Source organism: Actinoplanes sp. NPDC049802, assembly GCF_040656595.1.
Taxonomy (GTDB): domain Bacteria; phylum Actinomycetota; class Actinomycetes; order Mycobacteriales; family Micromonosporaceae; genus Actinoplanes.
Genome location: NZ_JBFAMR010000028.1, coordinates 41,810 through 65,349, shown reverse-complemented (window position 1 = coordinate 65,349; position 23,540 = coordinate 41,810). Strand labels below are relative to the sequence as shown.

The window sequence follows — 23,540 nt, the reverse complement described above, 5'->3', positions numbered from 1 at the left end:
GTCGGCGGAAGGCGGTCGGCCGGGCCCACGCCAGGATCCGCGCCCGCCGCGAACGGACGATCACCACCCTCAAGGCCTGGAAGATCTTGATCGGACCTGAACCGCCCGGACCTGAACCGCCCGGACACGAACCGGCCGCCCGTGCGAACACGGGCGGCCGTTTTGCTGGTCGGCGCGGTCAGATGGCGGTGTCGGTGGCGACCAGGTTCTTGTCGGCCGCGATCGCGGCCATGGTGCCGCCGGCCGCAGCGACGATGACGAACGGGGTCGGCATCGGCAGGCTCTCACGGTGCGCCATGTCGCCCGCGGCGTACACGCCCGGGACGCTCGTCTCGTGGAAGTCGGAGATCGCGACGCAGCCGTCCGGCAGCAGGCGGCACCCCAGCTGGGCCGGGATCTTCGACCGCTGCCCGAACCGCGACTGGGCGAACAGGGAACGCCGGGGCAGCGGCGCACCCGAGTCGAAGACCACGCTCTCCAACTCGCCGCCGGCCGACTCCAGCCGGACGACCTTCTCGAAACGGACCGGTACGCCGTTGGCCGCCAGCCGCGCCCGGGTCTGCTCGTCGAGCTGATCCCCGCCTCCGTTGGCGCACAGCACCACGTCGTCGCTGAAACGCCGCAGATGCAGTGCGAGGCCGACCATGACGGGATCGGCGTCCAGGACGGCGATCGGGGTGCCGCGGGTCTCGTACCCGTGGCAGTAGGGGCAGTGGTACACGCCGCGTCCCCACAGCTCGCGGATGTTGTCGATGGGCGGCAGGTCGTCGGCCAGCCCGGTGGCGAGCACCAGTCGACGCGCCTGCACGGTGTCACCGTCCGCCAGGGACAGCTCGAATCCCTCGCCGCCCTCCACGGCCCGCGCGTTGTCCACCGCCGCGTCGCGGATCTCGACAGTGGGGTACCGGCCGAGTTCCGCGCGGGCGATCGCGCGCAGCTCGCTCGGGGGCGTCCCGTCCCGGGTCAGGAAGTTGTGCATCTCCTCGGCCGGCGCGTTCCGGTATTCGGCGGAGTCGATCAACAGGGTGGTCCGGACAGCGCGGCCGAGGGTGAGTGCAGCGGACAGGCCGGCCGGACCGCCTCCGACGACGATCACATCGAACACGGGGACCTCCTCTCAGGGTCGCTGGACGTACGTACCGGGTCAGGATCTCGGTCGCCGCGCGGCCGCACGTCTTTAGGATTGCGCACCATGCCCTCGGGGCGCCCGGGAGAACCGTCGGGAAACGCAAATGATGGTGCCGCGTATGCGGCACCATCATTCAGCTGCGATCAGTGGATCAGTTCTCGCAGGGCTCTCCGAGCACGATCGACGGGGCGAGAGCCTCGTCGCGGAAGTCGATCGCGGCCGCGTCCGCGGCGGTCAGAAGCTGCTCGTCGGTCGCGGCCAGCACTGCGGTCATGCTCTCCATGACATCCTCCAGATTTGTTTGCCGGGGTGATTCGGATTCCCCCGCCGTGACATTAACAATGCGGCAACAGTGGCGCACCGGGCCACTCCAAAAATGCGATGGCACGTATCCGTACCCAGCAATACGGGAGTGGATTCGAGAGTGAACCATTCCCATTCTGAGGGCGATCGGGCGAATCTTTCCGACCCTGGTGAGGGCCGGGGCCGCCCGGACCACCGACCGGCCCTCGCCACGTCGGCGAAGGTTCGTCTGCAGGGGCGATGCGGAAGAGGTGAACAGATGACAACCGGCATCCGGACGGCTCCGCTGGGCTCGCTCGTGCTCTGCGTGTGCGGATCCAGCGCGGCCGTCTCCACCGGCCGGCTGGTCGAGCAGGCCCAGCGTTACGCCGACGACGTCACCGTGGCCGCCACCCGGACCGCGGCGGCGCTGTTCGTCCCCGAGCTGCCGATCCGGGTGTACACCGACGACGACTGGACCAGCGAACCGCTGCACGTGACCCTGCTGCAGCGGGCGCACACCCTCGTGGTGGCGCCGGCCACCGCGACGACCCTGGCCAAGGCCGCCGCCGGCATCGCCGACACCCTGGTGACCGCCCTGATCCTCACCCACGGCCCCGGCGTCTACTTCCAGCCGTGCATGAACGTGCGCATGTGGACCAGCCCGGCCGTCCGCCGGGCGGTCGAGACCCTCCGCGCCGACGGGCACCACGTGCTGACGCCCGCGCCCGGCACCTCGCGCGCCAGCCGGACGCCGGGGTCCGGTGTGGGGGAGATCCCGGGTGACGTCGTGCCCACCGTCGTGGCGCACGTGATGCGCAGCTTGGAAGAGGGTCCGGTACGGCGCAGCGCTTAACGTGACCCACATCTGACCCGGATGCGGTCGAGCCGACGAAGGAGCTGATGGACATGCCGAAGGTCTCGCGCGAGAGTGCCACCAAGTCCGAGGAGGTGGGCACGGTCAAGGATCGTTTCGAGATCCTCGACGGCTACTCGGCCAACTTCACCCTGTTCGAAGAGGACATCGACGCCACCCCGCTGCTCAAGGGACTGCCGAACGACCGCTGCCAGTCGCCGCACTGGGGATACGTCTTCAAGGGCAGCATGACCGTCCGGGTCGGCGACACCGACGAGGTCTACAACGCCGGTGAGGCGTTCTACACCCCGCCGGGCCACACGCCGCTCAAGCACCGGGCCGGCACCGAGGTGCTCATGTTCAGTCCGGAGAAGGAACTGAACGAGACCGGGCGGACGGTGCGCCGCAACGCGCGGGAGCGGTCCCTGCACGTGCGGACGTCCGAGCCGGAGGCGTGACCGCACTCGACCGGCGGTGGGAGCGGGTCCGGCGAGCCACCCGCGACAGCGGCGACCGTTTCGTGTCTCTGGTGCGCCACGCGGGACCAGCCGGGTCGGCGATGGCCACACGGGAGTGGACGGTGGCCGACTCGGCGGCCCACGTGCTGTCCATCGCCTCCTGGTACACGACCGTGTTCGACCCCGCCGCCCCCGGGCCGCCGGTCGACGGCCTCGCCGCACTGCTCGCCCGCACCAACGTCGACACCGTACGGCGTACCAATGCCGTTGTTCTCGACCAGTTGCCGCAGCGGGATCCCGAGAGGCTGGCCGACGCCCTGCACGACGCGGTGCACCGGCTCCTGGCCGCGACCGTCGCGGCCGACCCGGAGCGCCCGGTGCCCTGGCTCGGCGGCTCCCGGGTGCCGGTCATCGGCGTGCTGGCCCATCTGGTCAACGAGTTCCTGGTGCACGGCTGGGACATGGCCGGTGCGCTCCGCCGGCCCTGGCCGATGCCGGACCACGAGGCCGCGACCTTCCTCGAGGAGTTCCTGGTCGGCATGATCCGGCACGACTACGGAGTGCTCCTCGACCACGGCGGCCGCCCGCCGAAGCGCACCATCGGCGTGGAGTTCCGCTCGTCGTACACCGCACCGGTCGGCCTGGTGCTGCGCGACGGGCGGGTGCACGTCAGCGGCGCGGGTGATCCGGCCGACGTACGGGTGACGTTCCGGCCGTCCCGCCTCAACCTCATGCTGTTCGGGCGGCTGAGCGCCGCACGTGCCATGGTCCGCCGGGACGTCGTGGTCGGCGGGCCGCGGCCGTGGCTGCTGCCGTCGTTTCTCCGCTTCGTCCACATGCCGCGCAACTGACCTCCCGGAAGGAGGAGAGAAATGGTGATGAAGATCAACCCGGCCGAGGGCCGGGCCGCATTCGCGACATGGGTGAAACAGGCGCCGGACGACGACCTGCGCCGGCTCCTCACCGAATCCCGGGACGACGTCCTGGTGCCGCTGGTCGAGGGCATGCCGGAGGTGTTCCGGGCGGACCGCGCGGGCACGCTGGACATCGTCGTGCACTGGCGTGTCACCGGCCGGCCGGACGGCGGCGAGGACGTCTTCGAGCTGCACATCGCCGGAGGACGCTGCGTGGTGCGGGACCCGGGCACACAGGCACCGCAGCTGACCCTGTGGCTCGACGCCCTCGACTTCGTCAAGATGACCACCGGCAACGCGGGCGCCCGGATGCTGTTCCTGCGCGGCAAGCTGCGCGCCCGGGGCGACCTCGGCCTGGTCAACCGCTTCCCGGCGCTGTTCGACGTGCCCCGGCCCTGATCGCACACACGACGGCGGCCCGCCCCGGAAGTCAGGGCGGGCCGCCGTCGTGTGTCAGACCGGCTCGCGGAACCCGCTGGTGCTGCGGCGCCGCGCGGGCGGTTCGGTGACGTAGCGTACCGGCACCCCGCGAGCCCGGGCCGCCTCCACGATGCCCGGCACGGCCCGTTCGGCCAGCGCCGAGATGGTCAGGGCCGGGTTGACCGTGAGCGCGCCCGGCACGGCGGACCCGTCGGTGACGAAGATGCCCGGATGGCCGCGCAGCTCGTTGCGGTCGTCCAGCGCGGAGGTGCCGGGGTCGTCGCCGATGCGGCACGAGGCCAGCGGGTGCACGGTGTAGGCGCCGATCACATCGTCCGACCACGGCATCACCGTGGCCAGGCCGTCGCGCTCGAGGATGTCGCGGACGTCCGCGTCGGCCCGTGCCCAGCCGGCCCGGGTGTTCGCGGTGGGCCGGTAGCTAAGCGTCCCGCGGCTGAGCATCTGCTGCGACACCCGGTCGGCGTTGCCGGTCTCCGGCGGCGGGCCGAAGACACCCTCGTTGTCGTCCTCGGACATGATGAACACCGTCATCCAGGACTGCCAGCGGCGCAACATCTCCTTCTTGTCCACACCGAACCAGCTGCTGGGCCCGTCGGTGCCGGCCACCTGCGCCAGGATCGTGCCGAAGCCGGGCGGGAAATAGAGTTGTTCCAGGGAGTGGCGGCTGAACTCAGGCAGCGAGCCGTCGAGTTTGTCCCAGGTGGCGGTGACCGGCCCCTTGCCGATCTGGTACGCCTCGTACGCCCGCCCGTCCGGCCGGCTCAACCCGAACAGCTCGCGTACCTTGCCCTCGTCGACGACCGCGGTGTTCAGCCGCTCGCCGTTGCCGGAGAAATACCGGCCGACGGCGTACGGCATCTCACCGAGGTCCTCCTCGGACCGCTGCAGGATGACCGGGGTGGCGACCGTGCCGGCGGCCACGACGACCAGCCGGCAGTCGATCGTGCCGCTGCCCGTGACGACCCGGTAGTCCACCTCGTCCACGGTGTTGTAGTGCACCCGATAACCGCCCTCGGTCCGGGTGATCCGCTGCACCTCGTGCAGCGCCCGGATGGTGGCGCCGTGGTCCACCGCGGCCGGCAGGTAGTTCAGCAACAGGGACCGCTTGGCGTCGAACCGGCAACCCGACATCATCCAGTTGCAGTTGGTGCACAGGTCCCGGTCGATGGCGGCCGGCACCGGGTTGGCCGTGCGCCCCGCATGGTCGCACGCCGCGGCGAACAGCCCGCCCGCGTAGGTGACGTCGTTCCAGTCCTGCCGGGTCACCGGCAGTGACTCGCACACCATGTCGTAGTACGGGTCGAGTGCGGTGCGGTCGATCGCGCGCGGCCACATCCGGCGGCCGAGACTGCCCTGGCGCTCGAACGTGTAACCCGGCGCGCGGGGCGTGGCCGCGAAGTAGACCACGCTCCCGCCGCCGACGCAGTTGCCGCCCAGCACGTTCATGCCCTCGCCGAGCGTGAACTCGAAGGCCCGGGTGGCCGGACCGCCGAACTTGAAATCGTGGTCGAAATCGGCGGCGGTCAGCCAGGGGCCCCGCTCGAGCACCGTGACCCGCGCGCCGCCGGCCGCCAGCCGGTACGCCGGGATGGCGCCGCCGAAGCCGCTGCCGATGACGACCACGTCGGTGCTGTCCATGCTCATGCCGGATCCCCGTACTCGGTGGTGTGCGGATGGATGGTGGCCAGCTCCCGGCCGTAGGAGAAGTCGGGGAACCGCCACAGTCCGTCCGGGCCGGGCGGGGCGAACCCCATGCCGGTCAGCCCAGGATGGCCGGCGGCGAGGGCCTCGATGGTGTGGGTGGCGGCCCCGGTGTCCCAGGCCATGAAACTGAACATGGCCAGCGGCACCCAGAGCTCCTGCTCCGGGTGCTCGGGCACGGTCAACTCGGCGGCCAGCCGGGACCGGTCGCCGAAGCTCAGCGCGACGAACGGCGGGACACCGTCCTCGAGAACCAGGCCCTCCTTGTCGGCGAGGTTCCGCGCGTGGTCGTTGAGACCGGCCGCCAGCGTCGGCAGCACGCCGGCGATACCACCCTCCTCCGACGTCAGCAGATCGAGGGCGCCCGAGGCCACCGCACCGCCACCGGCGGCGGCGCCCGCGATCGCGCGGTCGCCCGGATACCGGCACTCGCCGGGGATGATCGTGTCGGCGAACGCCTCGAGGGTCAGCCGCTCGTCCTCGTCCAGGCCGCCCGGCAGCTCAGGCGCGCTCATACTGCGGCCTGCGCGAGCGCCGGTTGCCGCCACCGCTCGCGCAGGTGGCGGCACCACCAGTACGCGCCGCGGGCGACACACACGATGGTCACCGCGAAGAACAGCGTGTAGACGACGTTGAACTGCATGAGTACGCCGTACACCGCGGCCACCGAGGCACCGAACATGAACATCGCGCGGCCGGACGACGGCGTCGTACCGGGGTCGGTGATCATGTAGTTGGTGAACAGCACGAAGGCGACACCGGTGATCGGGACCAGCGCGCCCCACAGGGACACGTCCCAGATCCAGTGCCGGATGAGCGCCTGGATCACGAAGCCGCCGACCCAGCCCATGATCAGCAGGACCTTCCTGGTGAGCAGCGCGTTGAGCACCGTGCCGGCGGTGAGGATGACGAACGGGACCAGCACTCGGACCATGTCCGGCACGTTCTCGGTGAAGTGGTAGGGCGGCGCGATGTTCACCCACGAGAAGGCCAGCAGGGTGATGGTGATGCCGAAGTTCGACGGGTTGAGGAAGTGCCGCATCCGGCCGCTGATCGGCGCGCGGAAGACCGTCTTCTGCCCGATGGCCACCACGACGGCGAAGGCGATCGGCCAGAAGTGGACGTTGGCGTACAGGAGCATGTTGCAGGCGAGCGCGGTGATGTGCGTCGGCAGCAGGAACGTGTACATGCCCCATGCGCCGTGGCCCTCGTACGCCGGCCGGCGGCCCTGTGCCCAGGCGGCGACCTTCTCGATGAGGATCTCGGCGCTGTAGCCGACGGCCAGCGCCAACAGCGGCCACGTCCAGGGCTGTTCGAAGCCGAGGACGGTGTACCCGAGGATGTTGAAGACGCTCATCGAGATGGCGAAGTTGCGCAGCGCCTTGTAGCGGGGGTCGTTGCCGTCGACGCGCGGAGCGAGCGGCCGGGCGGCGGGCACCGCGGGGGACTGCGGCGCCGCCCGGTCGACGAGCCGCTGATCGGGAAGCGTCTTCTCCTGAGCCAGTTCCGTCATCGCGCCGCTACCTCCGTTGCCTGTTCGGTGAGCATCAGGTCGTGCCAGCCGGGATTCAGTTCCAGCGTCTGGACATGCCGGCCGCCGTCGAGGTCGACCCAGCTGATCTCCGCCGTGGCCGGCCGGTCGCCGTTCGCGCCGAGGCCGAAGAAGACGTCGAAGCTGCGCCGGCCGCTGTGGCCCCCGCCGCCGTCCACCTGGGCCAGCTGGGTTCGCCCGTCCGCCGTGGTCAGGCGGACCTTGGCGCCGTACGCCGGGGTGGTCGCCGCGCCGGTGGTGTCGCCGAGCGCCGGCCGGTGCAGCCGCAGGCCGACGAAGTCGCCGTCGCCGGGGTTGTCGTTGCGGTAGTAGATCGGCTCGTCCCACTGGCGCGCCACAGCGAAGTCCTGGCCGCCGTTGCCGTCGGTGTCGCCGACCGCGATGCCGCGGGTGGGTACCGGCACCGCCATGCCGAGTTCCTTGCTGATGTTGGTGAAGGCGCCGTCCTCACCGCGGGCCCAGAACGCGAGGGCCTCGTGCCCCGAGATGTCGTCGCCGGGGCGGGCGTGGGGCCACATGTCCGGGTTCTGCAGCATCAGGTCGTTGCTCATGGCCAGCTCCTGCAGCCACGACCAGCGGTTGATGGTGCCCTTGACGAACCCGTCGGCCTGGACGACCGCGGGGTGGCCGCTGTTGTCGAAGTCGGCCATCTTGGCGTCCCAGCCCCAACCGGTGAACGCCATCCCGTAGTCGGCCGCCTTCTGGTCGAACGGCGCGACGCCGGAGCTGAGCTTCGCCTTGGCGTCCTCCGCGGAGGTGGCGGTGTTCTTCCAGAGGAAGTTGCTCTCCTCGATACCCCAGCTCGTCGTGATGTTGCTGACGAACATGTCGAAGCGCCCGGTGCCGGTCAGGTCGCCGAACTCGACGGACATGCCCTTGAACGAGTCGTGGCCGAGCACCATCGACTTGGGCGTGGCCGCTCCGCGGCGGCCGCTGGTGCTCGCGAACTTGATCCGGCCCGGGGTGGACACGTTGTGGAACAGGTGGTCGTGGCCGAAGTCGTTGGCCAGGTACAGCTCGGGCAGCATGTCGCCGTCGAGGTCGGCCGAGGCCGAACCCAGCGTCCACCCCGAGGCCTTGGCCGGGTCGATGGCGCCCGGTTGCTCGCGATAGCTCGCCGAGGGCTCGTCGCCGCCGGTGGCCGCGATCCAGCGAAGAATGTGCGCGCCGCCGCCGTTCTCCGCCCGCGACATCGAGTGATTCATGCTGACGTTGGCCGGCGAGTCGGGGTCGAGCACCCCGCTGTCCGGGAAGTAGTTGAACACGCCGATGTCGGGGTGGCCGTCACTGTCGAAGTCGGCCACGGCCACGGCGTTGGTGTTCCACAGCGGACCGTGGTAGGTGCCGTCCGGCGAGGGCGCCTGCGGCACCAGCTCGGTGGCCCGGTAACTGGCCTTGCTCAGCGGGCCGGTCGCGCTCTGCTTGTTGAGGAACAGGACCGGGGTCCGGCCCCAGTAATAGGTGAGCAGGTCCATCCGGCCGTCCTGGTTGAAGTCGCCCGGATTGCAGCCCATCGGCGCGACACCCGGACCGGTCGGCAGCGGCGCCGGGTCGAGCACGAACGGTGCGAAGCGGTCACCGGTGCCGGGCGCCGGCGTGACGACGACCGCGTCGCTGCGGGTGTCGACCAAGCACAGGTCCTGGGCGGTGCCGGCACCGGTGAGGTCATTGATGGCGATCGCCGCGCCGACCGAGGAGACCCAGGAGCGAATGTGCTCGTAGTCGGTGTTGACCCGGCGCACGGTGTTGTGCGGCAGTCCGGGAGGCAGCGCGATCGGCAGACCGGTGAACCGGTACCGCGAGGCGATCTCGTGGCGCGCGCTCGCCGACGCGGTCGGCGTCTGTGCGATCAGATACAGCGCGCCGACCAGCAGTACGACGAAGAGCGAGGGCAGGAGCCGGCGCAGGAGTCCGGCTGGTTGGGTAGGCAAGGTTCCCCCTTACGTAGACGCGCGGGATCGCCACGGCGCGATTTCGGAGAGTCGATCCGATCCGGGAGCGGACACCGGCGGTCCTGTTTCATCGTCGGCCGACGGCCGTACGTATTGCTTCTCGTGCCATGCGGTCCGGCACGCCCGGGCCGCTCAGGCCTGGTGCACCGTCACCGGCAGGCCGCCGCGGATCCGCAGCGAGAGCATCGGTTCGGCGACGACCGGCTCCCCCGGCACACCGGTCAGGCGCAGGTCGCGGCAGAGCATGGCGAGGACCAGGACGGCCTCCAGCATGCCGAGGTGGTTGCCGACGCAGAACCGCGGTCCCGCGCCGAACGGGATGTAGGCGTAGCGGGGCCGGTCCGTGCTGGTGCCGGCGGCGAACCGGTCCGGTGCGAAGCTGTCCGGCCGGTCCCAGAACCGTGGGTCGCGGTGCAGCGTGTACGGCGAGATCAACACGTCCGCCCCGGCGGGCACGCGGTAGCCGCCGACGACGTCCGCCTGCACCGCGATCCGGGGCAGCAGCCACACCGGCGGGTACAGGCGCATGGCCTCCTCGATCACCGCGTGGGTGTACCGGAGGCCGGCCAGGTCACGGTGGTCGGGCAGCCGGTCGCCGAGCACCTCGCGTGCCTCGGCGTGCACCCGTTCCCAAGCCCACGGGTGCCGGTCCAGCAGGTGCAGGGACCAGCTCAGCGTACTGGCCGTCGTCTCGTGCCCGGCCAGCAGCAACGTGACGAGTTCGTCTCGCAGACGGGCCTGCCCGACCCGCGGGTCGGGCTCCCGCCCGGTCGAGGTCATCAGCCGCGACAGCACGTCGTCGGTGCCGTCGGCCCGGGCCCGCCGCTCCGCCACCAGCCGGTCGACGATCCCCGACAACCGGCGCCGGGCCCGGCGGAACCGCACCTGGTGTGGCAGCGGAATCCACATCGGCACCATGCTGAGCGTGGCCAGCTCGAACATCGCCTGATCCTGCACGGCACCGAAATCGCTGCCGATCCGCTCGAACGCGTGCAGGTCGACGTCGAGCAGGGTGCGCCCGAGCACGCCCAGCGTCAGCGAGGTCAGCTCGTCCACCATACGGACCGGCCCGGTGCCGATGCGGCCGCTCAGCCGGCCGACCAGCCGGGCACCCTCGGCCGCGATCGCGTCGGCCTGCTGGGCGACGCGCCGGCTCTGGAACGCCGGTTGGATGACCTTGCGCTGTTCCCGCCACAGGTCGCCCTCGCTGGTCAGCAGACCGTCACCGAGCGCGCGCCGTGCGTGCACCAGGCCGATCCCCTTGCGGTAGTTCGCCGCGTTGTCGGCGAGCACGTGCTTGGCGTGGTCGGGGTGGTTGAAGAAGTAGAGCGTCTTGTGCCCCACGGGCAGTCGGGACGCGTCGCCCCACCGTCGCGCCGCGCCGGTCATCATGGCCAGCCGATCGCGGTTCATCAGGGCCAGCATGCTCAGCGCCGCCGCCCGCGACGGCCCCGGAGGCGTCCGTCCCGCCGCCGTCGCGATCGCGGTCATGCCGCGCTCCCGAACCGGCCGCGCAGGAAGAACAGCACGTCCTCGTCGCTCGCGCCGCCGATGGCCAGCACCCGCCCGACGACGATGGTGTGATCTCCGCCGTCGTACGTGCGCCACAGCCGGCATTCGAAGTGGGCCGCGGCACGGGCGATCATCGGAGCGCCGGACAGTTCGCCGGTCAGCGTGTCGACGAAGGCGAACTGCTCGGCGCCGCGCGGCCGCCGGCTCGCGAAGTGCCGGGCGATCTGCTCCTGTGTGGCGCTGAGCACCGAGATGCCGAACATGTCGTTGCGCAGCAGCAGCTCGTGCATGACGGCGTCCCGTGCGACGCAGACCAGGACGAGCGCCGGATCGAGTGAGACGGCGGTGAAGCTGTTCGCCGTCATGCCGCGCGGCTGCTCGCCGCCGACGGTGACCACGGTGACGCCGGTGCAGAACGCGCCGAACGTCCGCCGCAGCGCGGTGCTGTCCTGTGCCCGGGAGGCCGGGACGTCCGCCCGCAGGCCGGTCATGACCGAGCCCTCGCCAGATGGTGCGTGTACGGCTCGAGGGCCTGCACCAACGAGTCCGGTACCCGGGTGGGCACCGTCCGTGTGTTCGGGCCGCGCATGCACGCCACCCGCTGCATGCCACGGGCCACCAAGGTCTCCCCGCCACCGGGCGTGAGCTGCACGTAGTCGAAACCGAACTGCAGCTGGGTCTGGCCCAGCTCGAGCAGCCGCATCCGGATCGACAGCTCGTCGAAGGCGGAGATCTCGGCGAAGAACTCGCAGTCCACCTTGAGCGTGAACAGCTTGAGGTCGTCGCGCAGGTCGTCCAGGACCGCGCCTGCCCGCTCCTTCAGGAACAGTTCGCGGGCCCGGCCCTGCCAGCGCAGATAGTTGACGTAGTAGACGTTGCCGACGAGGTTGGTCTCCTCGAACCCCACGACGTGCCGGTACTCGAAGTAGTCGTTCATGTCACCTGCTCTCCTCCGCGAGCACTGCGAACACCACCGGCGGCTCATCACCGCGAACGGTGGTCACCACCACACCGATGCGGGCCCGTCCGGAGGTCAGCACGACCCAGCCGGGCCGGTCGGACGTGCCGAGGACGATCGGCGCGTCCGCCGAGTGCCCGGCCTTGCGCAGGCACTCCACCGCCGCCCAGACCCGGGTCGCGGCGACGTCGGGCGACTCGGCACCGGCCGCGGTGATCCGCTCGGCCAGCGGATGATGGCGTCCGAGCAGCTGCCGCCAGTCCTCCGCCGGCCGGGTCACGACCGGTTCGAGGTCACAACCGAGCATGCCGGAGCCGGCCACCGCGAGGGTGAGCCCGGCACCGTGCGCCGCGCTGAACGAGCCCTCGTCGATCTCCGGCCGGCCGTCGGCCCGATGCCGCAGGCCAGCGGGCCGGCCCAGTGTCCGGTCGGCTGCGCGGGCCGTCCGCCGGCGCCGCGTGGTCACCTCGTCACCGGTCTCGTCACCCGCAGCGTCCGGCTCGACCACGACCGCGGCCCGGATTCCGGCCACGTCGCCGAGCCCCCGCTCCAGCAGGGATCCCAGCACCGCCGGCGGCCACGGCCCCTTGCCGTCCCGCTTGCGCACCGCGCGCAGGTGCAGGCCGGACCAGCGTTCGACGACGGTGCCGGCGGGGTCGCGCAGCGCGATGTCGTACACGTACTCGTCGCCGTCCCGGCTGCGCTCGGTGGCGCAGAAGCGCAGTTCGGTCTGCTCCGGCAGCCGCTTCCCGGCCGGGTCGATCCGGTCGACCCGTACCGGCAGCAGGGTGGCGTCCGGGACGCAGACCTGCAACCCGTGCATCAGGGCGTCCCGCACGCCGGGGTCACCAAGGAGCAGCTCACCGGGCAGGAAGCCGGCGAACCAGCCGGTGCCGGGCAGAGCCTCGACCACGGCCTCGACGTCGCGGGCCGCGGCCCGGCGGTAGCAACGCAGCCGCTGGAACCGGGTGCCCTGGAACAGCAGGCCACCGTAGAGTTCGGCGGCCGGGTCGAGCGGCACCGGCGGCAGGCTCTCGTCCACCTGCGCCGGCGGGCCGTCGGGCGCGCCCTCGGCGTGACGGTGCAGCCGGGCGCGGAAGTGCTCGGCGGTGAAGCCGGTCTCGGCGCTCTGGACGACCACGTCGACCACGTCGTCGTCGGTGCGTACCGCGCCTATCCGGATCGTGGTCGACCCGTTCGGCGGCACCACGATCGGCCGGGAGAAGACCGCGTCGCTGATCGCCGGCGGTTCGGTCCACCCGGTCAGGGCCGTGGTCACCTGCGCCATGGCCTCCAGGCCCAGGACGGCGGGGAACAGCATGTTGCCGTCGAGCAAGTGATCGGCCAGGTAGGGGTCGGTGCCGGCGTTGAGGTCGGTCTCGACGACCAGTTCCACGCCGTCGTAGCGCACCAGCGACCGGTCCACGAACCGCAGCAACGGCAGCGGCTTCTGATCGCGTGCCACGGTGTCGATCCCACCGGTGCGCCCACTGATGACCACCGTGCCCGGTGCCTCGGGGTCGGCCAGCAGCCGCCGCAGGATCGCCAGGCCCTGGTCCGGTGTGATCGCCGTGATGCCCTGACGATTCAGAGCCTCGACGACGGACAGCCGCTCGCCCATGCCGACGCCGGACCAGACGGACCACTCCAGCACCAGCGTGCGGCACGACGGGTGGTCGGCACCGTAGCGGGTGATCAGGTCAGCCAGCCACTCGTTGGCCACCGAGTAGTGCGCCTCCCCGCGCAGGCCGGCCCGGCCGATGATGCTGCCCAGCCCCACCAGCAGGCGCAGCTCGCCGGGGTCGACGGCGTCCAGCACGTGGCGCAGGCCGTCGACCTTGGGCGCGAGCGTGTCGCGCAGCATGCCGGTGTGCACGGCGGTCAGCGGGGCCGGCTCGTTGCGCCCGGAACCGTGCAGGATCGCCGTGACCGGGCCGCCGAGCCGCTCGGCCAGCCTGCCGACCGCGGCCCGGACCTCGGCGGGGTCGGTGACGTCGGCCCGCTCGTACGCGGCGGTGACGCCGCGCTCGGCGAGCCGGGCCAGGTTGGCCGCCAGCTCGGCATCGGACGCCGGGTCGGATCGGCCGAGCAGGGCGAGCCGGGCGCCGCTGTCCTCGGCCATCGCCAGGGCGCACTCGGCGGTGATGCCCTTGCCGCCCCCGGTGACCAGCAGCACGTCACCGTCGCCCAGCGCTGGAACGGTGCGGTCCGCGCGAACCGGCAGGGGCCGCAGTACGGGCACCCGGCGGGTGCCGTCCGCGGCGTACCGGACCTCGGCGAAACCGGTCGTGGCGGCGACGTCCTCGACGATCCGGCTGACCGCGTCCGGCGTCGGGGCGGTGTCGACCACGGTGACGCGGACCTGCGGGGCCTCCAGATGTAGCGTCTTGGCCAGGCCGGCGGCGCCCCGGCCGTGCTGGACGAGCACGAACCGGCTGCTCTCCGGCGCCGTGGCCGCGGTCCGGGCACCGGTCAGCGCGGTGGCCAGATCCTCCTCGGAGCAGTCCGCGGGCAGTGCGACGAGGACACCGCTGCCGACCCCGGCGACCTCCAGCGCCGTGCCCAGCGTGGTGGCGAAGCCGCCGTCACCGGGCGCGTGCACCTGCCAGGCGCCGCGCTCGCCGCCGCCGGTCACGGGCGGTACGGTGTGCTCGTCGAGGTCGATGCGCCAGGCCCGGACCCAGTCGGCCGCGCCGGTCACGGTGGGCGTGGCCACCGGTGTCCCCGGCCTCTCGGCACCGCGCAGCGACTCGAGGGTCTCGGCCAGTTCGCCGAGCGTCGCGGTGGCGAAGTTGGTGGGGGTCAGCGTGGGAGAGATCTCCAGGCGCTGGGCCACGGTGCCGACCAGCTGTCCCACGGTGATCGAACTCAGGTGCAGATCGTCCAGCAGACGGCTGCTCATGTCGATCAGGTCGACCGGCAGCTCGGCCCGTTCGGCGGCGAGCCGCCGCAGCAGCTCGGGCACCGACTCGTCGTCGCCCGCCACCGGCGCGCCGCCGGAGGGTTCCGCCTCGTCGGCCGGGCGCGGCGGTGCCGGTGTGCTCTCCGTGGGGGCGCCGGGCCGGTGCGCCCGGACCTGGGGCGCCTGCTCGGCGGGGCTCTCGAAGAAGCTGAACGTGGTGCCCACCTCGAGGGGCCGCAGCAGCCGGCCGTGGAAGAGCGAGGGCTCGATGGCGGTGGCGCCGGCGACGAACGCGGCGGCGAGCACCCGCAGCAGGCCGACCGACGACTCGTCGTCGGTGTCCAGCGGGACCGCGGGCACCTCGACCACGTTGCGGGCGAGCCCGCTGAGCACCCGGCCCGGGCCCACCTCGACGAGGAGGTCGACGTCCTTGGCGGCCAGGGCGACCGCCTCGGCGAACAGGACCGGTTCGGTGATCTGCCGTTCGAGCAGTGCGGCCAGATCGGTCTCCGGCGCCAGCGCCGCGCCGGTCACGGTGGAGACGACCCGCCGGCCGATCTCGAAGAACCGTTCCTCGCGCAGCAGCGCACCGAACGCCCCGGCGGCCCCGGCGACCAAGGGGGAGTGGAAGGCGTGCGACACCGGCAGCCGGGTGACGCCGATGCCCGCGTCGGCCGCGCGCCGGCATGCCTCGCCGACGGCCTCCTCCTCGCCGGCGATCACGGTCTGTGCCGGGCCGTTGTGGCCGGCGACGACCAGCGGCAGCCCGGTGATCAGCTGCTGTGCCTGCTCGGCACCGATGGCCAGACTCGCCATCGTGCCCGACGAGCTGTGCTCGGCCATGGCGCGGCCGCGCTGCCCGGCCAGGCGCAGCAGCGTCTCGGCGTCCAGGGCACCGGCCCAGTGCAACGCGGTCAGCTCGCCGAGACTGTGACCGACGGCGACCTGCGCCTCGATGCCGAGCATGCTGAGCACCCGCTCGCCGGCGATCGACCCGGTGACGATGCGGGGCTGGGCCACCTCGGTGGCGACGGTGTCGGGGCCGGCCGGCAGCGCGGCCCGCCGGTAGACCCGGTCGGCCTCGGCGAACCGGCGGCGCAGGGCGCCACCGGTGACGCCGCGCCCGGAGCCCTGGCCGGGGAAGAGGAAACCGATCCGGCCGTCGCCGACGTGCCCGAAGGAGGTACGGCCGTCGTCGGCGGACAGTGACGTCTCGCCGGCGTCGATCGCGGCGATCACGGCCGCCAGCCGATCGGTCGCGTCATTCGGCGACCGGACCACCACCGCGGCCCGCCACGGCAGGTCCCGCAGTTCGCCGTGCAGCGTCGCGGCGAGGTCGCCCAGCTGGGCATAGCTGACCGCCGGTACGAACCGTGCGGTCCGGTCCACGCGGTCGCGAAGCTGCTGCGGGGTCAGCGCGTCGAAGACCAGCAGCTCGGCGTCCTGCGCGCCGGCCGCCATGGCGTCGATGCGGGCGCCGTAGCGCACCCGCCGGGCCGGCTCGCCGCTGTCGAGCACGATGTGGGTGTTGATGCCGCCGAAGCCCATCGCGGTAACACCGGCGCGCAGCGGCCGGCCCTCCGGCCACGGCTCCGCCTTGCGCAGGATCCGCAGCGCCGGGTTGTCCGCGGCGAAGATCTCGTGCGGGTCGACGCACCCGACGGTCGGCGGGATGACCTCGTTGCGCAGCGCCATCGACGCCTTGATCAGACCGGCGATGCCGGCGGCGGCCTTGGTGTGGCCGATCATCGCCTTGACCGACCCGATCGCGGCGGGCGGGGCCGACGGGTCGGCGGCCAGCCGGTGCTCGGTCAGCGCGGTCAGTTCGTTGGAGTCGCCGACCTTGGTGCCGGTGCCGTGACCCTCGAACATCGACACCGTCTCGATGCCGAAACCGGCGCGGGCGTACGCCCGGGAGAGCGCGAGGTGGTATCCGCGGGTCTCCGGCCGGGTGATCCCGCCCTTGCCGTCGGAGGAGATGCCCCAGCCGGCCACCGAGGCGTAGATCCGGTGCCCGCCGCGGTGCGCGTCGGCCTCGCGCATGAGCACGACCATCCCGCAGCCCTCGCCCGGCCAGAAGCCGTTCGAGCCGCGGTCGTAGACGCGCATCTCGCCGGTGGCCAGCGCGCCGGTCTTGGCGAAGCCGATGATCTCGAACGGGTCGATCGACAGGTCGACCCCGCCGGCCACCGCGACATCGAGTTCCCCGTCGACCAGGGCCTTGCAGGCGGTCGCCACCGACAGCAGCGACGAGGAGCAGGCGCCGTCGACGGTGTAGCCGCCGCCCTTGAGGTCGAAGTGGTTGCAGATCCGTCCGGCGATGGTGTTGGACAGGCCACCGGCCAGGGTGTCCTCGTCGACCTCGGGGAACGGGCTCTTGTAGACCCGTTCGAGGTCGTCGAGCAGCGAGCCCAGCTCGCTGTCGCCGTAGCCGCGCTCGCGCAGCACCGCGCTCAGCGTGCGCTGCACGTAGGGCCAGCGCAGGCGGAGCACGTTGGCGCGGGTGAACTCACCGGTCAGGGTATTGCCGACGATCACGCCCGTACGGTCGCGGGGGAGCCCCTCGGCCATCGGGAAGCCGGCGTCGGCGAGCGCGTCGGCGGCGGTGTCCAGTGCCAGCCAGTGGGTCAGGTCGGTGGAGCGGTACGTGCTGCCCGCCACCCGGTAGGCGATCCGATTGAAGTGGTAATTGTCGATGACCGCGGCTTCCCGGGCGTAGAACCGGTCGGGCGTTCGTGGATCGGGATCCCAGTAGTCCTCCAGCCGCATCCGGACGTCCGGAAGGCGGCGGAACGCGCGCCGGCCTGCGATCGCGTTGTCGAACAGTTCCCTGGAGTTGGTGGCATCCGGGTAGCGACACGCCATACCCACCACGGCGATTCGGGACATGAGGATCGGTGACTCCTTTCGCGGCGTGCCGCGGTGCGACGCCGGCCCGGCACCGGCCGGGCGGGCGTCTGTGACGGGCGGTCAACCGGTGTGTGCGGCGAACGCCGCGGCGATCCGCCTGCGCCAGACGGTGTAGGCGGGGATGTCGGTGTCGGTGAGGTTCTCGCGGGCGCGGTCGGTGGCCGCCGCCGCGGTGACCACGTCAGTGCCGCAGAGCACCTCGGTGGCCAGTTCGTTGTGTGGGACGACCAGCCCGGCCCGCAGGCGGGCCTGCGCGGCGAACGCGGCACCCTGGGCCACCGCGCCGCGGTCGGGACCGGCCAGCTCGGCGAACCGTTCCAGTTCCGCCCGGGTGACCCCGCCGGCGTAGGTGGCGGCCAGTCCGGCGCCGCTGTAGAGATCTGCCCGCCGGGACGCCGGGAACGCGTCCAGCAGGGCGGCCACCCGCTCCGGGTCGGCACCGCCGACGAACCAGGTGGCCCGTCCGATGCCCTGGTCGATGACCTGGGCGGCGTGGCCGGCGGGACCCCCGGCGGGCCAGGGGAAGCGTTCTTCACGGTAATGCTCGTGGACGTACCGCCGGGTGTGGAAGTAGGCCTGGTGGAAGCCGTAGCCGTCGAGGACCAGCCAGCGCAGCAGGGGGTCCGGGGCGTACAGCGTGGACCAGCGGAACCGGGGCAGGCGGGCCATCGCCCAGCCGACACCGACGTACACCATGTAGATGTGTGCGGCGCCAGGGCCGGCCAGGAAGTCCCGTACGTGGTGGGTGTGGCCGAAGGGCAGTCCGTCCAGGACGCCCATCGCCATGCCGGCGCCCTCGAAGGCGAAGCCGCGGTAGGTGTCGGACAGGTCGGCGAGTGCCGCCGCGACGTCGTCCGGGCGGCCGGTGGCCGCCGCGGCGCCGTAGCCGGCCAGGAAGGACCTGCCCACCGTCTCCAGCCGCTCCACCGCGTCCGGGGACTTCACGTGGAACTTGCGGACCGCGACGCTCGTCTCCGAGATGTCGGGTGTCAGGATCTGTCGTCGCAGCCTGTGCCACGCCCGCATGCGGGCCTCCGTTTCAGCGTTGGGTCGGGTGTCTCACGCATGGCTGACGCGCTCGCGGACCTGCCGCCGCCAGGACTCGTAGTCCGGCTCGCCGGACGCCGCCGCGCTCAGGCTGACGTCGTCGGCCAGGGCGGCCGCCACCGGTACCGAGAGTCCGGCCAGGGCCTGCAGCGCGATCGCGGTGTGCTCGGCGACGAAGCCGGAGAAGTCGCGGGCCTTGGCGGCGAAGACGGCGCCCTGGGCGAGGTGCGGCCGGTGCTCGCCGGCGTCCTCGCGCAGCGCCTTGAGTCCGGTCTCGTCGCACCCGCCGGCGAAGGTGGCCGCCAGCCCCACCCCGCTCCACAGGTCGGCGTGCCGTTCCGTGGCGAACCGGCGTACCGCCGCGCCGACCGCGTCCGGCACGCCGCCGTGGATGAACCACAGTGCGCGGCCGATGCCCTGGTCGACGGCGCGGGGAAAATAGTCGGCACGGCCCTGCCACGGGTACGGGTCGGGCCGGCGCTGCCGGGTCACCACGGTCTCGGTGTCGAAGTAGGCGCGATCGAAGCCGTACCCGTCGACGGCCAGCCAGCTCATCACCGGGTAGTACGGGGTGCCGGTCAAGTCGGGCAGGACGGTGCGCCACAACGGCCGGGGGAGCCGGGCCATGGCGAACCCGATGCCGATGTACGTCAGGAACGTGTGCGGCCGCCCGGGGCCGGTGAGCAGTGCCCTGGCACGGGTGCCCCGGCCGCCGGTCATCGCGTCGCGGACGGTCAGGGCCATCGTCGCGCCCTCGTAGGCGAAGCCGCGCAGTTCGGCGTCGACCAGGTTCAGCCGCAGCGTGAGGTCGGTCAGCCGGCGGATGTCGATGCCCCATTCGAAGCCGCAGATCACGGCCTGCGGGATCCGCTCCAGGGCCCGGGTCGCATCGGTCGGTGTCACCGGGAAGCCACGGCCGGCGAAGCTCACCTCGGTCAGGGAAGGGCTCAGCACGAGCCGGCGAACGGACCCGATCAGTGTGGACATGTCGACCTTCCTGACATCACCGGAGATCAATCAATTGTGTTGTGCGGGCGGTCCTGGACGCGTCTCCTGTCGTGCGCCGTCGCCGCCCGCCGACTGCCGGGCGCCGATGCGCCGGGCGGCCTCGAACGCGGCCCAGCCCACGACCTCCACGAGCGCGTCGTCGCCGGGCAGGTGCCGCCGGAACAGGGCGATGGTCTCGTCGCCGACCTGGTGCGACGACACGGCGGTGAGCAGCGCCATCCGGCCGGTGGCGCGATCCTCGGGGCCGAGCCCGGCCAGCGCGTCCTCGCACCAGGCGGTCGAGATCCCGGCCTCCTCGCCGCGCCACCGGTCCAGGTGGTCGCGGACGACGGCACGGACCTCGGGCGACAGCCGGCGCCGGCCGGCCGCGTCGAACGCCGCGCTCGCGCGGGACACCGCGCCGGCGATCCACGGGTTGGCCGCCGCCCATCCCGCGTCCTCCGGCAGCGGGGCCGGTGGCAACAGGTCGAGGGAGAGTCCGGGCTCCAGGCGGGCGTGCAGGGTCGGGCGCAGCAGCCTGCTCAGTCCGCGCTTCATGCGGCGCCGGGCCCGGCCGGTCAGTCCGGGTGGCAGCAGGAAGGAGGACAGGAAGACGTTCACCGTACGGGTCAGGTAGTGCATCGCGACCAGGGTGCCCATGAGCTCGGCCCGGGCGGCCGGGGTGAGCCAGGGCGGCAGTGGCACGGCGCCCGGGGCCTCGTGCGCCGTGCGGGCCCAGGCGCTGATCGCGCGGATCCGGGGGTCGTTCATGTCCCCGACCTGGTCGGCGGCGAGCCGTTCGGCGTCGTGTTCGCCGGTGAACTCGTACAGGCTCACCGAGTGCATGTCCACGCAGTACTGGCAGATCGTCGCCACCGCGACCGCCGTGGCGGCCGCCTCTTTGCTCGCCCGGTCGGCGGCACCGCTGACCAGCACCGCCTCGCGCATGAGCATCCAGTAGGCGGCCAGGGACCGCGGTGACGGCGAGTGCATCAGAGCCGGTGGGATGACCAGCCGCATCTCCCCGGCCACCTGCCCGTAGGTGCGGCCGACCGGGCCGGTCGCGGTCGACGCCGGAACCGGGGTGACGTGACGGACCTGGCGTTGGACGGCGGATGCCGCCACTCGACCGGCGATCATCGGAATCTCCCTTCCGCGGAATTGCCAGTATCAATGCTTTCCCGTCGCCGCAGAGCCTTTTCGAACACGGGCCGCACGACGGAAGAATCGCGTGCCGGCACAACGCACGGGGGAAGAAGCCCGGGTTGCCGTGATCTTGGAAGACTGCATTGAACCTTTCTCGGCCCGGCATCGGCCGATGTCTTCCGGCCCGGCCCCCGGCGCCGGGAGGACGGCCCTCGCCGGGGGTGAGAAAGGTTTGTTTCGTAAATCTTGTGCGGCTTCATCCGAGCGGATCGAATCAAGGGGAATGATGAAATCCATCGCTGAGGCGAATACGGTCGCCGTCGACGACATCGGCGACATGCGGCAGCGGATCGACGAGATCGACGGCGCGCTGATGGCGCTGTGGCGGGAGCGGGCCGAGCTGTCGCAGATCATCGGCGCCACCCGGCTCGCCGCGGGCGGCACGCGGCTGGTGCTGAGCCGCGAGCGTCAGGTGCTGGAACGTTTCCGGGAAGGTATCGGGACCGAGGGCGTCCAGCTGGCGTTGCTGCTTCTCCGGGCAGGCCGGGGCCCGCTCTGACGGCCCGGCCGACCGGGCGAGGCATCGGCGCGCGTTGCCGTGCGCGCCGATGCCTCGCTCTGTGGTGTCCCCCCTGCGGCGGTGGAGGCGGGCGTGCGACTGGCGGCGGCCGCTCGGGCGACCGCCGCCAGCACGGCAACCGCGGCTACGCCGCCGCGAACTGTCCGGGGGTGCGTCCCTCGCCCGCCGGTCCGCGGTAGGCCTGGGCGATGTCCAGCCACCGGTCGGCCTCTGCGCCCGACGCGGCCAGCGCCAGGTCGGCGCGGTGCCGGCGGCGCGTGGCGAGCAGGCACAGGTCGACGGCCGGTCCGGTGATGCGTTCGTCGCTGTCCGCCGGGCCCAGACCCCAGATCTCCCCGTCCGGGGCGGTCACCTCGAACCGCAGCTGGACACCGGGCGTCGCGATCCCGCGGGCCTGATATCCGAAGTCCCAGGTCCGGGTGATGAATTCGACGGTGTGGCGCAGACCGGGCGGCGGTTCACGCCGCACGCCGAGCGCGTCGGCGATGTCCTGGCCGTGCGCGAAGATCTCCATCATGCCCGCGGCCGCCAGCACGGCGGCGGGCAGCGGACGGACCAGCCACGGCACCGGCTGGGACGGCGGCGTGGCGGCGAGCGCCTCGTCGACCGCCGTGCGCTGCGCCTGCCAGCGCCGGAACAGCACGTCGTGCGGCTCGGCGAGGTGAGGTGCCATCGCGTGGCGGACGTTGGCGTCGAAGTTGGGGCTGAGCCCGGCGGTGAGCTTCTCGAACTTCTCCGGCGCGCGGACGGACAACTCGGCGAGCTGGAAGGTCGCCGTCAGGTGGGCGACCTGATGGGCCACCGTCCAGCCCGGAGCGGGCGTCACACGCGTCCACCCCGAGGCGTCGAGACCGGCGACGAGACGGTCGATCCCCTCGCCGGCCGCGGTCAGTTGCAGATAGATGTCGGGCTTTGTCATCGGGTTTCCTCTCAGCTGCCACTCCCACGTCGATCCAGGAACCTCACGCTAATTCGGGCCCAACGCATTTCTACCTCCACATTGCGCATTCCCGAAGGTGACGGCGCATTGCGCACCGCCGGAGAGTTCGAGGAGAGCCACGTGGCAGAGAATCAACTCCAGAAAGGAACGACCCCATGCCCGAGACGACCAATCGCTGGCTTAATCGCGATCATCACCGTACGGCCCTCGGCGTCTACATGCTCATCGTGCTCGCCCACTGGGCCGAGCACCTCGTCCAGGCCTACCAGATCTGGGTGCTGAACATGCCGCGGCCGCAGTCGCGAGGTGTGCTCGGCCAGTTCTACCCCTGGCTCGTCACGTCCGAGTGGATGCACTATCTCTACGCACTGATCATGCTGGTCGGTCTCGTCCTGCTGCGGCCGGCCTTCGTCGGCCGTGCCCGCATCTGGTGGACCGTGGCCCTGGCGATCCAGGCCTGGCACCACCTCGAACACCTGCTGCTGCTGATCCAGGCGCAGATCCACCACAACTTCTGGGGCCAGCCGGTGCCCACGAGCATCCTCCAGCTGATCTACCCCCGGGTTGAGGTGCACCTGTTCTACAACTCCGTGGTCTTCCTGCCGATGCTCATCGCGATGTATCTGCACCTGCGGCCCAACGAGAAGGAACTGGAGCGGACCTACTGCGACTGCGTCCGCACGGATGCCCGGCTGATCACCGCGGGGGCCTGAGAATGTCCGGCCCGGTCGCCCGGCGGTTGACGGCCGTCCTGATCGTGCTGCCCGCCCTGCTGTGGCTGGCGACGGTCGCCGGACGGGACCGGGCCGCCCCACAGCCGATGACCCTGGTGGCCAGTGAACCGTTCGCCGGGGCGGTCCTGCGGACGGCGCCCACCGTGGTGGCGCTCACGTGGTCCGCGCCGGCCGACCCGTCGCTGTCGCACGTCGCCGTCGTGGACGGAGCCGGGCGAACCGTGCCGACCGGAGCGCCGGGCGCCGGGCCGGGCACCGTGCTGCGCGTGCCGATCGAAGGCGACCTCGACGGCGTCTACACCCTCGGTTACCACGTCGTCGGCGTCGACGGCGGCAAGGCCACCGGATCGCTGCGGTTCGCCGTCGGTGCCGGGCCGGTTCCGGCCGGCCCGGGGCCCGCGGTCGATGTGGAGGGAGCGCACGAACACGGTGTCGACCCGGTCAGCGCGGTCCTGTTGCTGATCGACTTCGGCGCGGTGCTCGCCGTCGCCGTCCTCCTGCTCCGCCGGCCGGGCCCGCGCCGACGGACCTGATCGTGG

The 23,540-nt window shown here is 71.9% G+C and carries 21 protein-coding genes; 7 read left to right on the top strand and 14 right to left on the bottom strand.

Features of this window, described 5'->3' with window-relative positions:
- Positions 1-178 precede the first annotated feature (178 nt).
- Complete coding sequence (locus AB0I88_RS20660; protein WP_361026603.1) at positions 179-1,105, bottom strand: NAD(P)/FAD-dependent oxidoreductase; 927 nt, start codon at positions 1,103-1,105, stop codon at positions 179-181.
- Between the two features lie 175 nt (positions 1,106-1,280).
- Complete coding sequence (locus AB0I88_RS20655) at positions 1,281-1,412, bottom strand: hypothetical protein (RefSeq protein ID WP_361026600.1); 132 nt, start codon at positions 1,410-1,412, stop codon at positions 1,281-1,283.
- Between the two features lie 279 nt (positions 1,413-1,691).
- On the opposite strand from AB0I88_RS20655, the gene AB0I88_RS20650 reads away from it, so the two are divergent.
- From AB0I88_RS20650 to AB0I88_RS20635, 4 genes are read left to right on the top strand one after another with little or no spacing between them, the layout of a single operon-like run.
- Positions 1,692-2,267: a flavoprotein gene (locus tag AB0I88_RS20650; RefSeq protein ID WP_361026597.1), complete on the top strand. Its 576-nt coding sequence runs from the start codon at positions 1,692-1,694 to the stop codon at positions 2,265-2,267.
- A 53-nt stretch (positions 2,268-2,320) separates the two neighbouring features.
- Positions 2,321-2,725: a hypothetical protein gene (locus AB0I88_RS20645; RefSeq protein ID WP_361026594.1), complete on the top strand. Its 405-nt coding sequence runs from the start codon at positions 2,321-2,323 to the stop codon at positions 2,723-2,725.
- Entirely contained in the window at positions 2,722-3,576 is an 855-nt protein-coding gene (locus tag AB0I88_RS20640) for a maleylpyruvate isomerase family mycothiol-dependent enzyme (protein ID WP_361026591.1), read from the top strand. Before AB0I88_RS20645 ends, AB0I88_RS20640 begins: the two co-directional genes overlap by 4 nt.
- 21 nt (positions 3,577-3,597) lie before the next feature.
- Positions 3,598-4,038, top strand: coding sequence for an SCP2 sterol-binding domain-containing protein (locus AB0I88_RS20635; protein ID WP_361026588.1), 441 nt, complete (start codon positions 3,598-3,600; stop codon positions 4,036-4,038).
- A 54-nt stretch (positions 4,039-4,092) separates the two neighbouring features.
- On the opposite strand, the gene AB0I88_RS20630 is transcribed toward AB0I88_RS20635, so the two are convergent.
- The 11 genes from AB0I88_RS20630 to AB0I88_RS20580 all read right to left on the bottom strand — a co-directional run bounded on the left by AB0I88_RS20630 (position 4,093) and on the right by AB0I88_RS20580 (position 20,741).
- Positions 4,093-5,724: a GMC family oxidoreductase gene (locus AB0I88_RS20630; protein ID WP_361026585.1), complete on the bottom strand. Its 1,632-nt coding sequence runs from the start codon at positions 5,722-5,724 to the stop codon at positions 4,093-4,095.
- Positions 5,721-6,296, bottom strand: coding sequence for a DUF5987 family protein (locus AB0I88_RS20625; protein WP_361026582.1), 576 nt, complete (start codon positions 6,294-6,296; stop codon positions 5,721-5,723). The genes AB0I88_RS20630 and AB0I88_RS20625 overlap by 4 nt, the downstream gene beginning before the upstream one ends.
- A complete protein-coding gene (locus tag AB0I88_RS20620) occupies positions 6,293-7,294 on the bottom strand; it encodes an enediyne biosynthesis protein (protein ID WP_361026579.1) in 1,002 nt (333 codons plus the stop codon). Before AB0I88_RS20620 ends, AB0I88_RS20625 begins: the two co-directional genes overlap by 4 nt.
- Complete coding sequence (locus AB0I88_RS20615; protein WP_361026576.1) at positions 7,291-9,264, bottom strand: CRTAC1 family protein; 1,974 nt, start codon at positions 9,262-9,264, stop codon at positions 7,291-7,293. The genes AB0I88_RS20620 and AB0I88_RS20615 overlap by 4 nt, the downstream gene beginning before the upstream one ends.
- Before the next feature lie 153 nt (positions 9,265-9,417).
- Positions 9,418-10,776, bottom strand: a complete 1,359-nt coding sequence (locus AB0I88_RS20610; RefSeq protein WP_361026573.1) for a cytochrome P450 — start codon at positions 10,774-10,776, stop codon at positions 9,418-9,420.
- Positions 10,773-11,288, bottom strand: coding sequence for a flavin reductase family protein (locus AB0I88_RS20605; protein WP_361026570.1), 516 nt, complete (start codon positions 11,286-11,288; stop codon positions 10,773-10,775). The genes AB0I88_RS20610 and AB0I88_RS20605 overlap by 4 nt, the downstream gene beginning before the upstream one ends.
- Positions 11,285-11,734: an acyl-CoA thioesterase gene (locus tag AB0I88_RS20600; protein WP_361026568.1), complete on the bottom strand. Its 450-nt coding sequence runs from the start codon at positions 11,732-11,734 to the stop codon at positions 11,285-11,287. The genes AB0I88_RS20605 and AB0I88_RS20600 overlap by 4 nt, the downstream gene beginning before the upstream one ends.
- A gap of 1 nt (position 11,735) precedes the next feature.
- Complete coding sequence (locus AB0I88_RS20595; RefSeq protein WP_361026565.1) at positions 11,736-17,546, bottom strand: type I polyketide synthase; 5,811 nt, start codon at positions 17,544-17,546, stop codon at positions 11,736-11,738.
- Between the two features lie 81 nt (positions 17,547-17,627).
- Entirely contained in the window at positions 17,628-18,593 is a 966-nt protein-coding gene (locus AB0I88_RS20590) for a DUF1702 family protein (protein ID WP_361026562.1), read from the bottom strand.
- Positions 18,594-18,626: 33 nt separating this feature from the next.
- The gene (locus AB0I88_RS20585) at positions 18,627-19,601 is read right to left on the bottom strand and encodes a DUF1702 family protein (RefSeq protein ID WP_361026559.1); all 975 of its coding nucleotides are present in this window, start codon (positions 19,599-19,601) and stop codon (positions 18,627-18,629) included.
- Positions 19,602-19,631: 30 nt separating this feature from the next.
- Positions 19,632-20,741 carry a carboxymuconolactone decarboxylase family protein gene (locus tag AB0I88_RS20580; protein WP_361026556.1) on the bottom strand — a complete coding sequence of 370 codons (1,110 nt, stop codon included), beginning with the start codon at positions 20,739-20,741 and terminating at the stop codon, positions 19,632-19,634.
- 292 nt (positions 20,742-21,033) lie between these two features.
- On the opposite strand from AB0I88_RS20580, the gene AB0I88_RS20575 reads away from it, so the two are divergent.
- Positions 21,034-21,306: a chorismate mutase gene (locus AB0I88_RS20575; RefSeq protein ID WP_361026553.1), complete on the top strand. Its 273-nt coding sequence runs from the start codon at positions 21,034-21,036 to the stop codon at positions 21,304-21,306.
- Between the two features lie 145 nt (positions 21,307-21,451).
- Here AB0I88_RS20575 and AB0I88_RS20570 read toward each other — a convergent pair whose 3' ends face one another.
- Positions 21,452-22,246, bottom strand: a complete 795-nt coding sequence (locus AB0I88_RS20570) for a TIGR03084 family metal-binding protein (RefSeq protein WP_361026550.1) — start codon at positions 22,244-22,246, stop codon at positions 21,452-21,454.
- A gap of 176 nt (positions 22,247-22,422) precedes the next feature.
- Here AB0I88_RS20570 and AB0I88_RS20565 point away from each other — a divergent pair, with 176 nt between their 5' ends.
- Together AB0I88_RS20565 and AB0I88_RS20560 are read left to right on the top strand one after the other, a co-directional pair.
- A complete protein-coding gene (locus tag AB0I88_RS20565; protein ID WP_361026547.1) occupies positions 22,423-22,980 on the top strand; it encodes a hypothetical protein in 558 nt (185 codons plus the stop codon).
- Positions 22,981-22,982: 2 nt separating this feature from the next.
- Positions 22,983-23,534 (top strand): copper resistance CopC family protein, encoded by a 552-nt coding sequence (locus AB0I88_RS20560; protein ID WP_361026544.1) that lies wholly within the window; start codon positions 22,983-22,985, stop codon positions 23,532-23,534.
- The last annotated feature ends 6 nt before the right edge of the window (positions 23,535-23,540 follow it).

What these genes read in the sequence shown, in the direction of transcription:
- AB0I88_RS20600 (WP_361026568.1), bottom strand. Translation starts at nt 11,734, where the DNA reads ATGAACGACTACTTCGAGTACCGGCACGTCGTGGGGTTCGAGGAGACC.
- AB0I88_RS20610 (WP_361026573.1), bottom strand. Translation starts at nt 10,776, where the DNA reads ATGACCGCGATCGCGACGGCGGCGGGACGGACGCCTCCGGGGCCGTCG.
- AB0I88_RS20575 (WP_361026553.1), top strand. Translation starts at nt 21,034, where the DNA reads ATGAAATCCATCGCTGAGGCGAATACGGTCGCCGTCGACGACATCGGC.
- AB0I88_RS20570 (WP_361026550.1), bottom strand. Translation starts at nt 22,246, where the DNA reads ATGACAAAGCCCGACATCTATCTGCAACTGACCGCGGCCGGCGAGGGG.
- AB0I88_RS20585 (WP_361026559.1), bottom strand. Translation starts at nt 19,601, where the DNA reads ATGTCCACACTGATCGGGTCCGTTCGCCGGCTCGTGCTGAGCCCTTCC.
- AB0I88_RS20605 (WP_361026570.1), bottom strand. Translation starts at nt 11,288, where the DNA reads ATGACCGGCCTGCGGGCGGACGTCCCGGCCTCCCGGGCACAGGACAGC.
- AB0I88_RS20580 (WP_361026556.1), bottom strand. Translation starts at nt 20,741, where the DNA reads ATGATCGCCGGTCGAGTGGCGGCATCCGCCGTCCAACGCCAGGTCCGT.
- AB0I88_RS20590 (WP_361026562.1), bottom strand. Translation starts at nt 18,593, where the DNA reads ATGCGGGCGTGGCACAGGCTGCGACGACAGATCCTGACACCCGACATC.
- AB0I88_RS20560 (WP_361026544.1), top strand. Translation starts at nt 22,983, where the DNA reads ATGTCCGGCCCGGTCGCCCGGCGGTTGACGGCCGTCCTGATCGTGCTG.
- AB0I88_RS20595 (WP_361026565.1), bottom strand. Translation starts at nt 17,546, where the DNA reads ATGTCCCGAATCGCCGTGGTGGGTATGGCGTGTCGCTACCCGGATGCC.
- AB0I88_RS20620 (WP_361026579.1), bottom strand. Translation starts at nt 7,294, where the DNA reads ATGACGGAACTGGCTCAGGAGAAGACGCTTCCCGATCAGCGGCTCGTC.
- AB0I88_RS20630 (WP_361026585.1), bottom strand. Translation starts at nt 5,724, where the DNA reads ATGAGCATGGACAGCACCGACGTGGTCGTCATCGGCAGCGGCTTCGGC.
- AB0I88_RS20625 (WP_361026582.1), bottom strand. Translation starts at nt 6,296, where the DNA reads ATGAGCGCGCCTGAGCTGCCGGGCGGCCTGGACGAGGACGAGCGGCTG.
- AB0I88_RS20645 (WP_361026594.1), top strand. Translation starts at nt 2,321, where the DNA reads ATGCCGAAGGTCTCGCGCGAGAGTGCCACCAAGTCCGAGGAGGTGGGC.
- AB0I88_RS20565 (WP_361026547.1), top strand. Translation starts at nt 22,423, where the DNA reads ATGCCCGAGACGACCAATCGCTGGCTTAATCGCGATCATCACCGTACG.
- AB0I88_RS20650 (WP_361026597.1), top strand. Translation starts at nt 1,692, where the DNA reads ATGACAACCGGCATCCGGACGGCTCCGCTGGGCTCGCTCGTGCTCTGC.
- AB0I88_RS20635 (WP_361026588.1), top strand. Translation starts at nt 3,598, where the DNA reads ATGGTGATGAAGATCAACCCGGCCGAGGGCCGGGCCGCATTCGCGACA.
- AB0I88_RS20655 (WP_361026600.1), bottom strand. Translation starts at nt 1,412, where the DNA reads ATGGAGAGCATGACCGCAGTGCTGGCCGCGACCGACGAGCAGCTTCTG.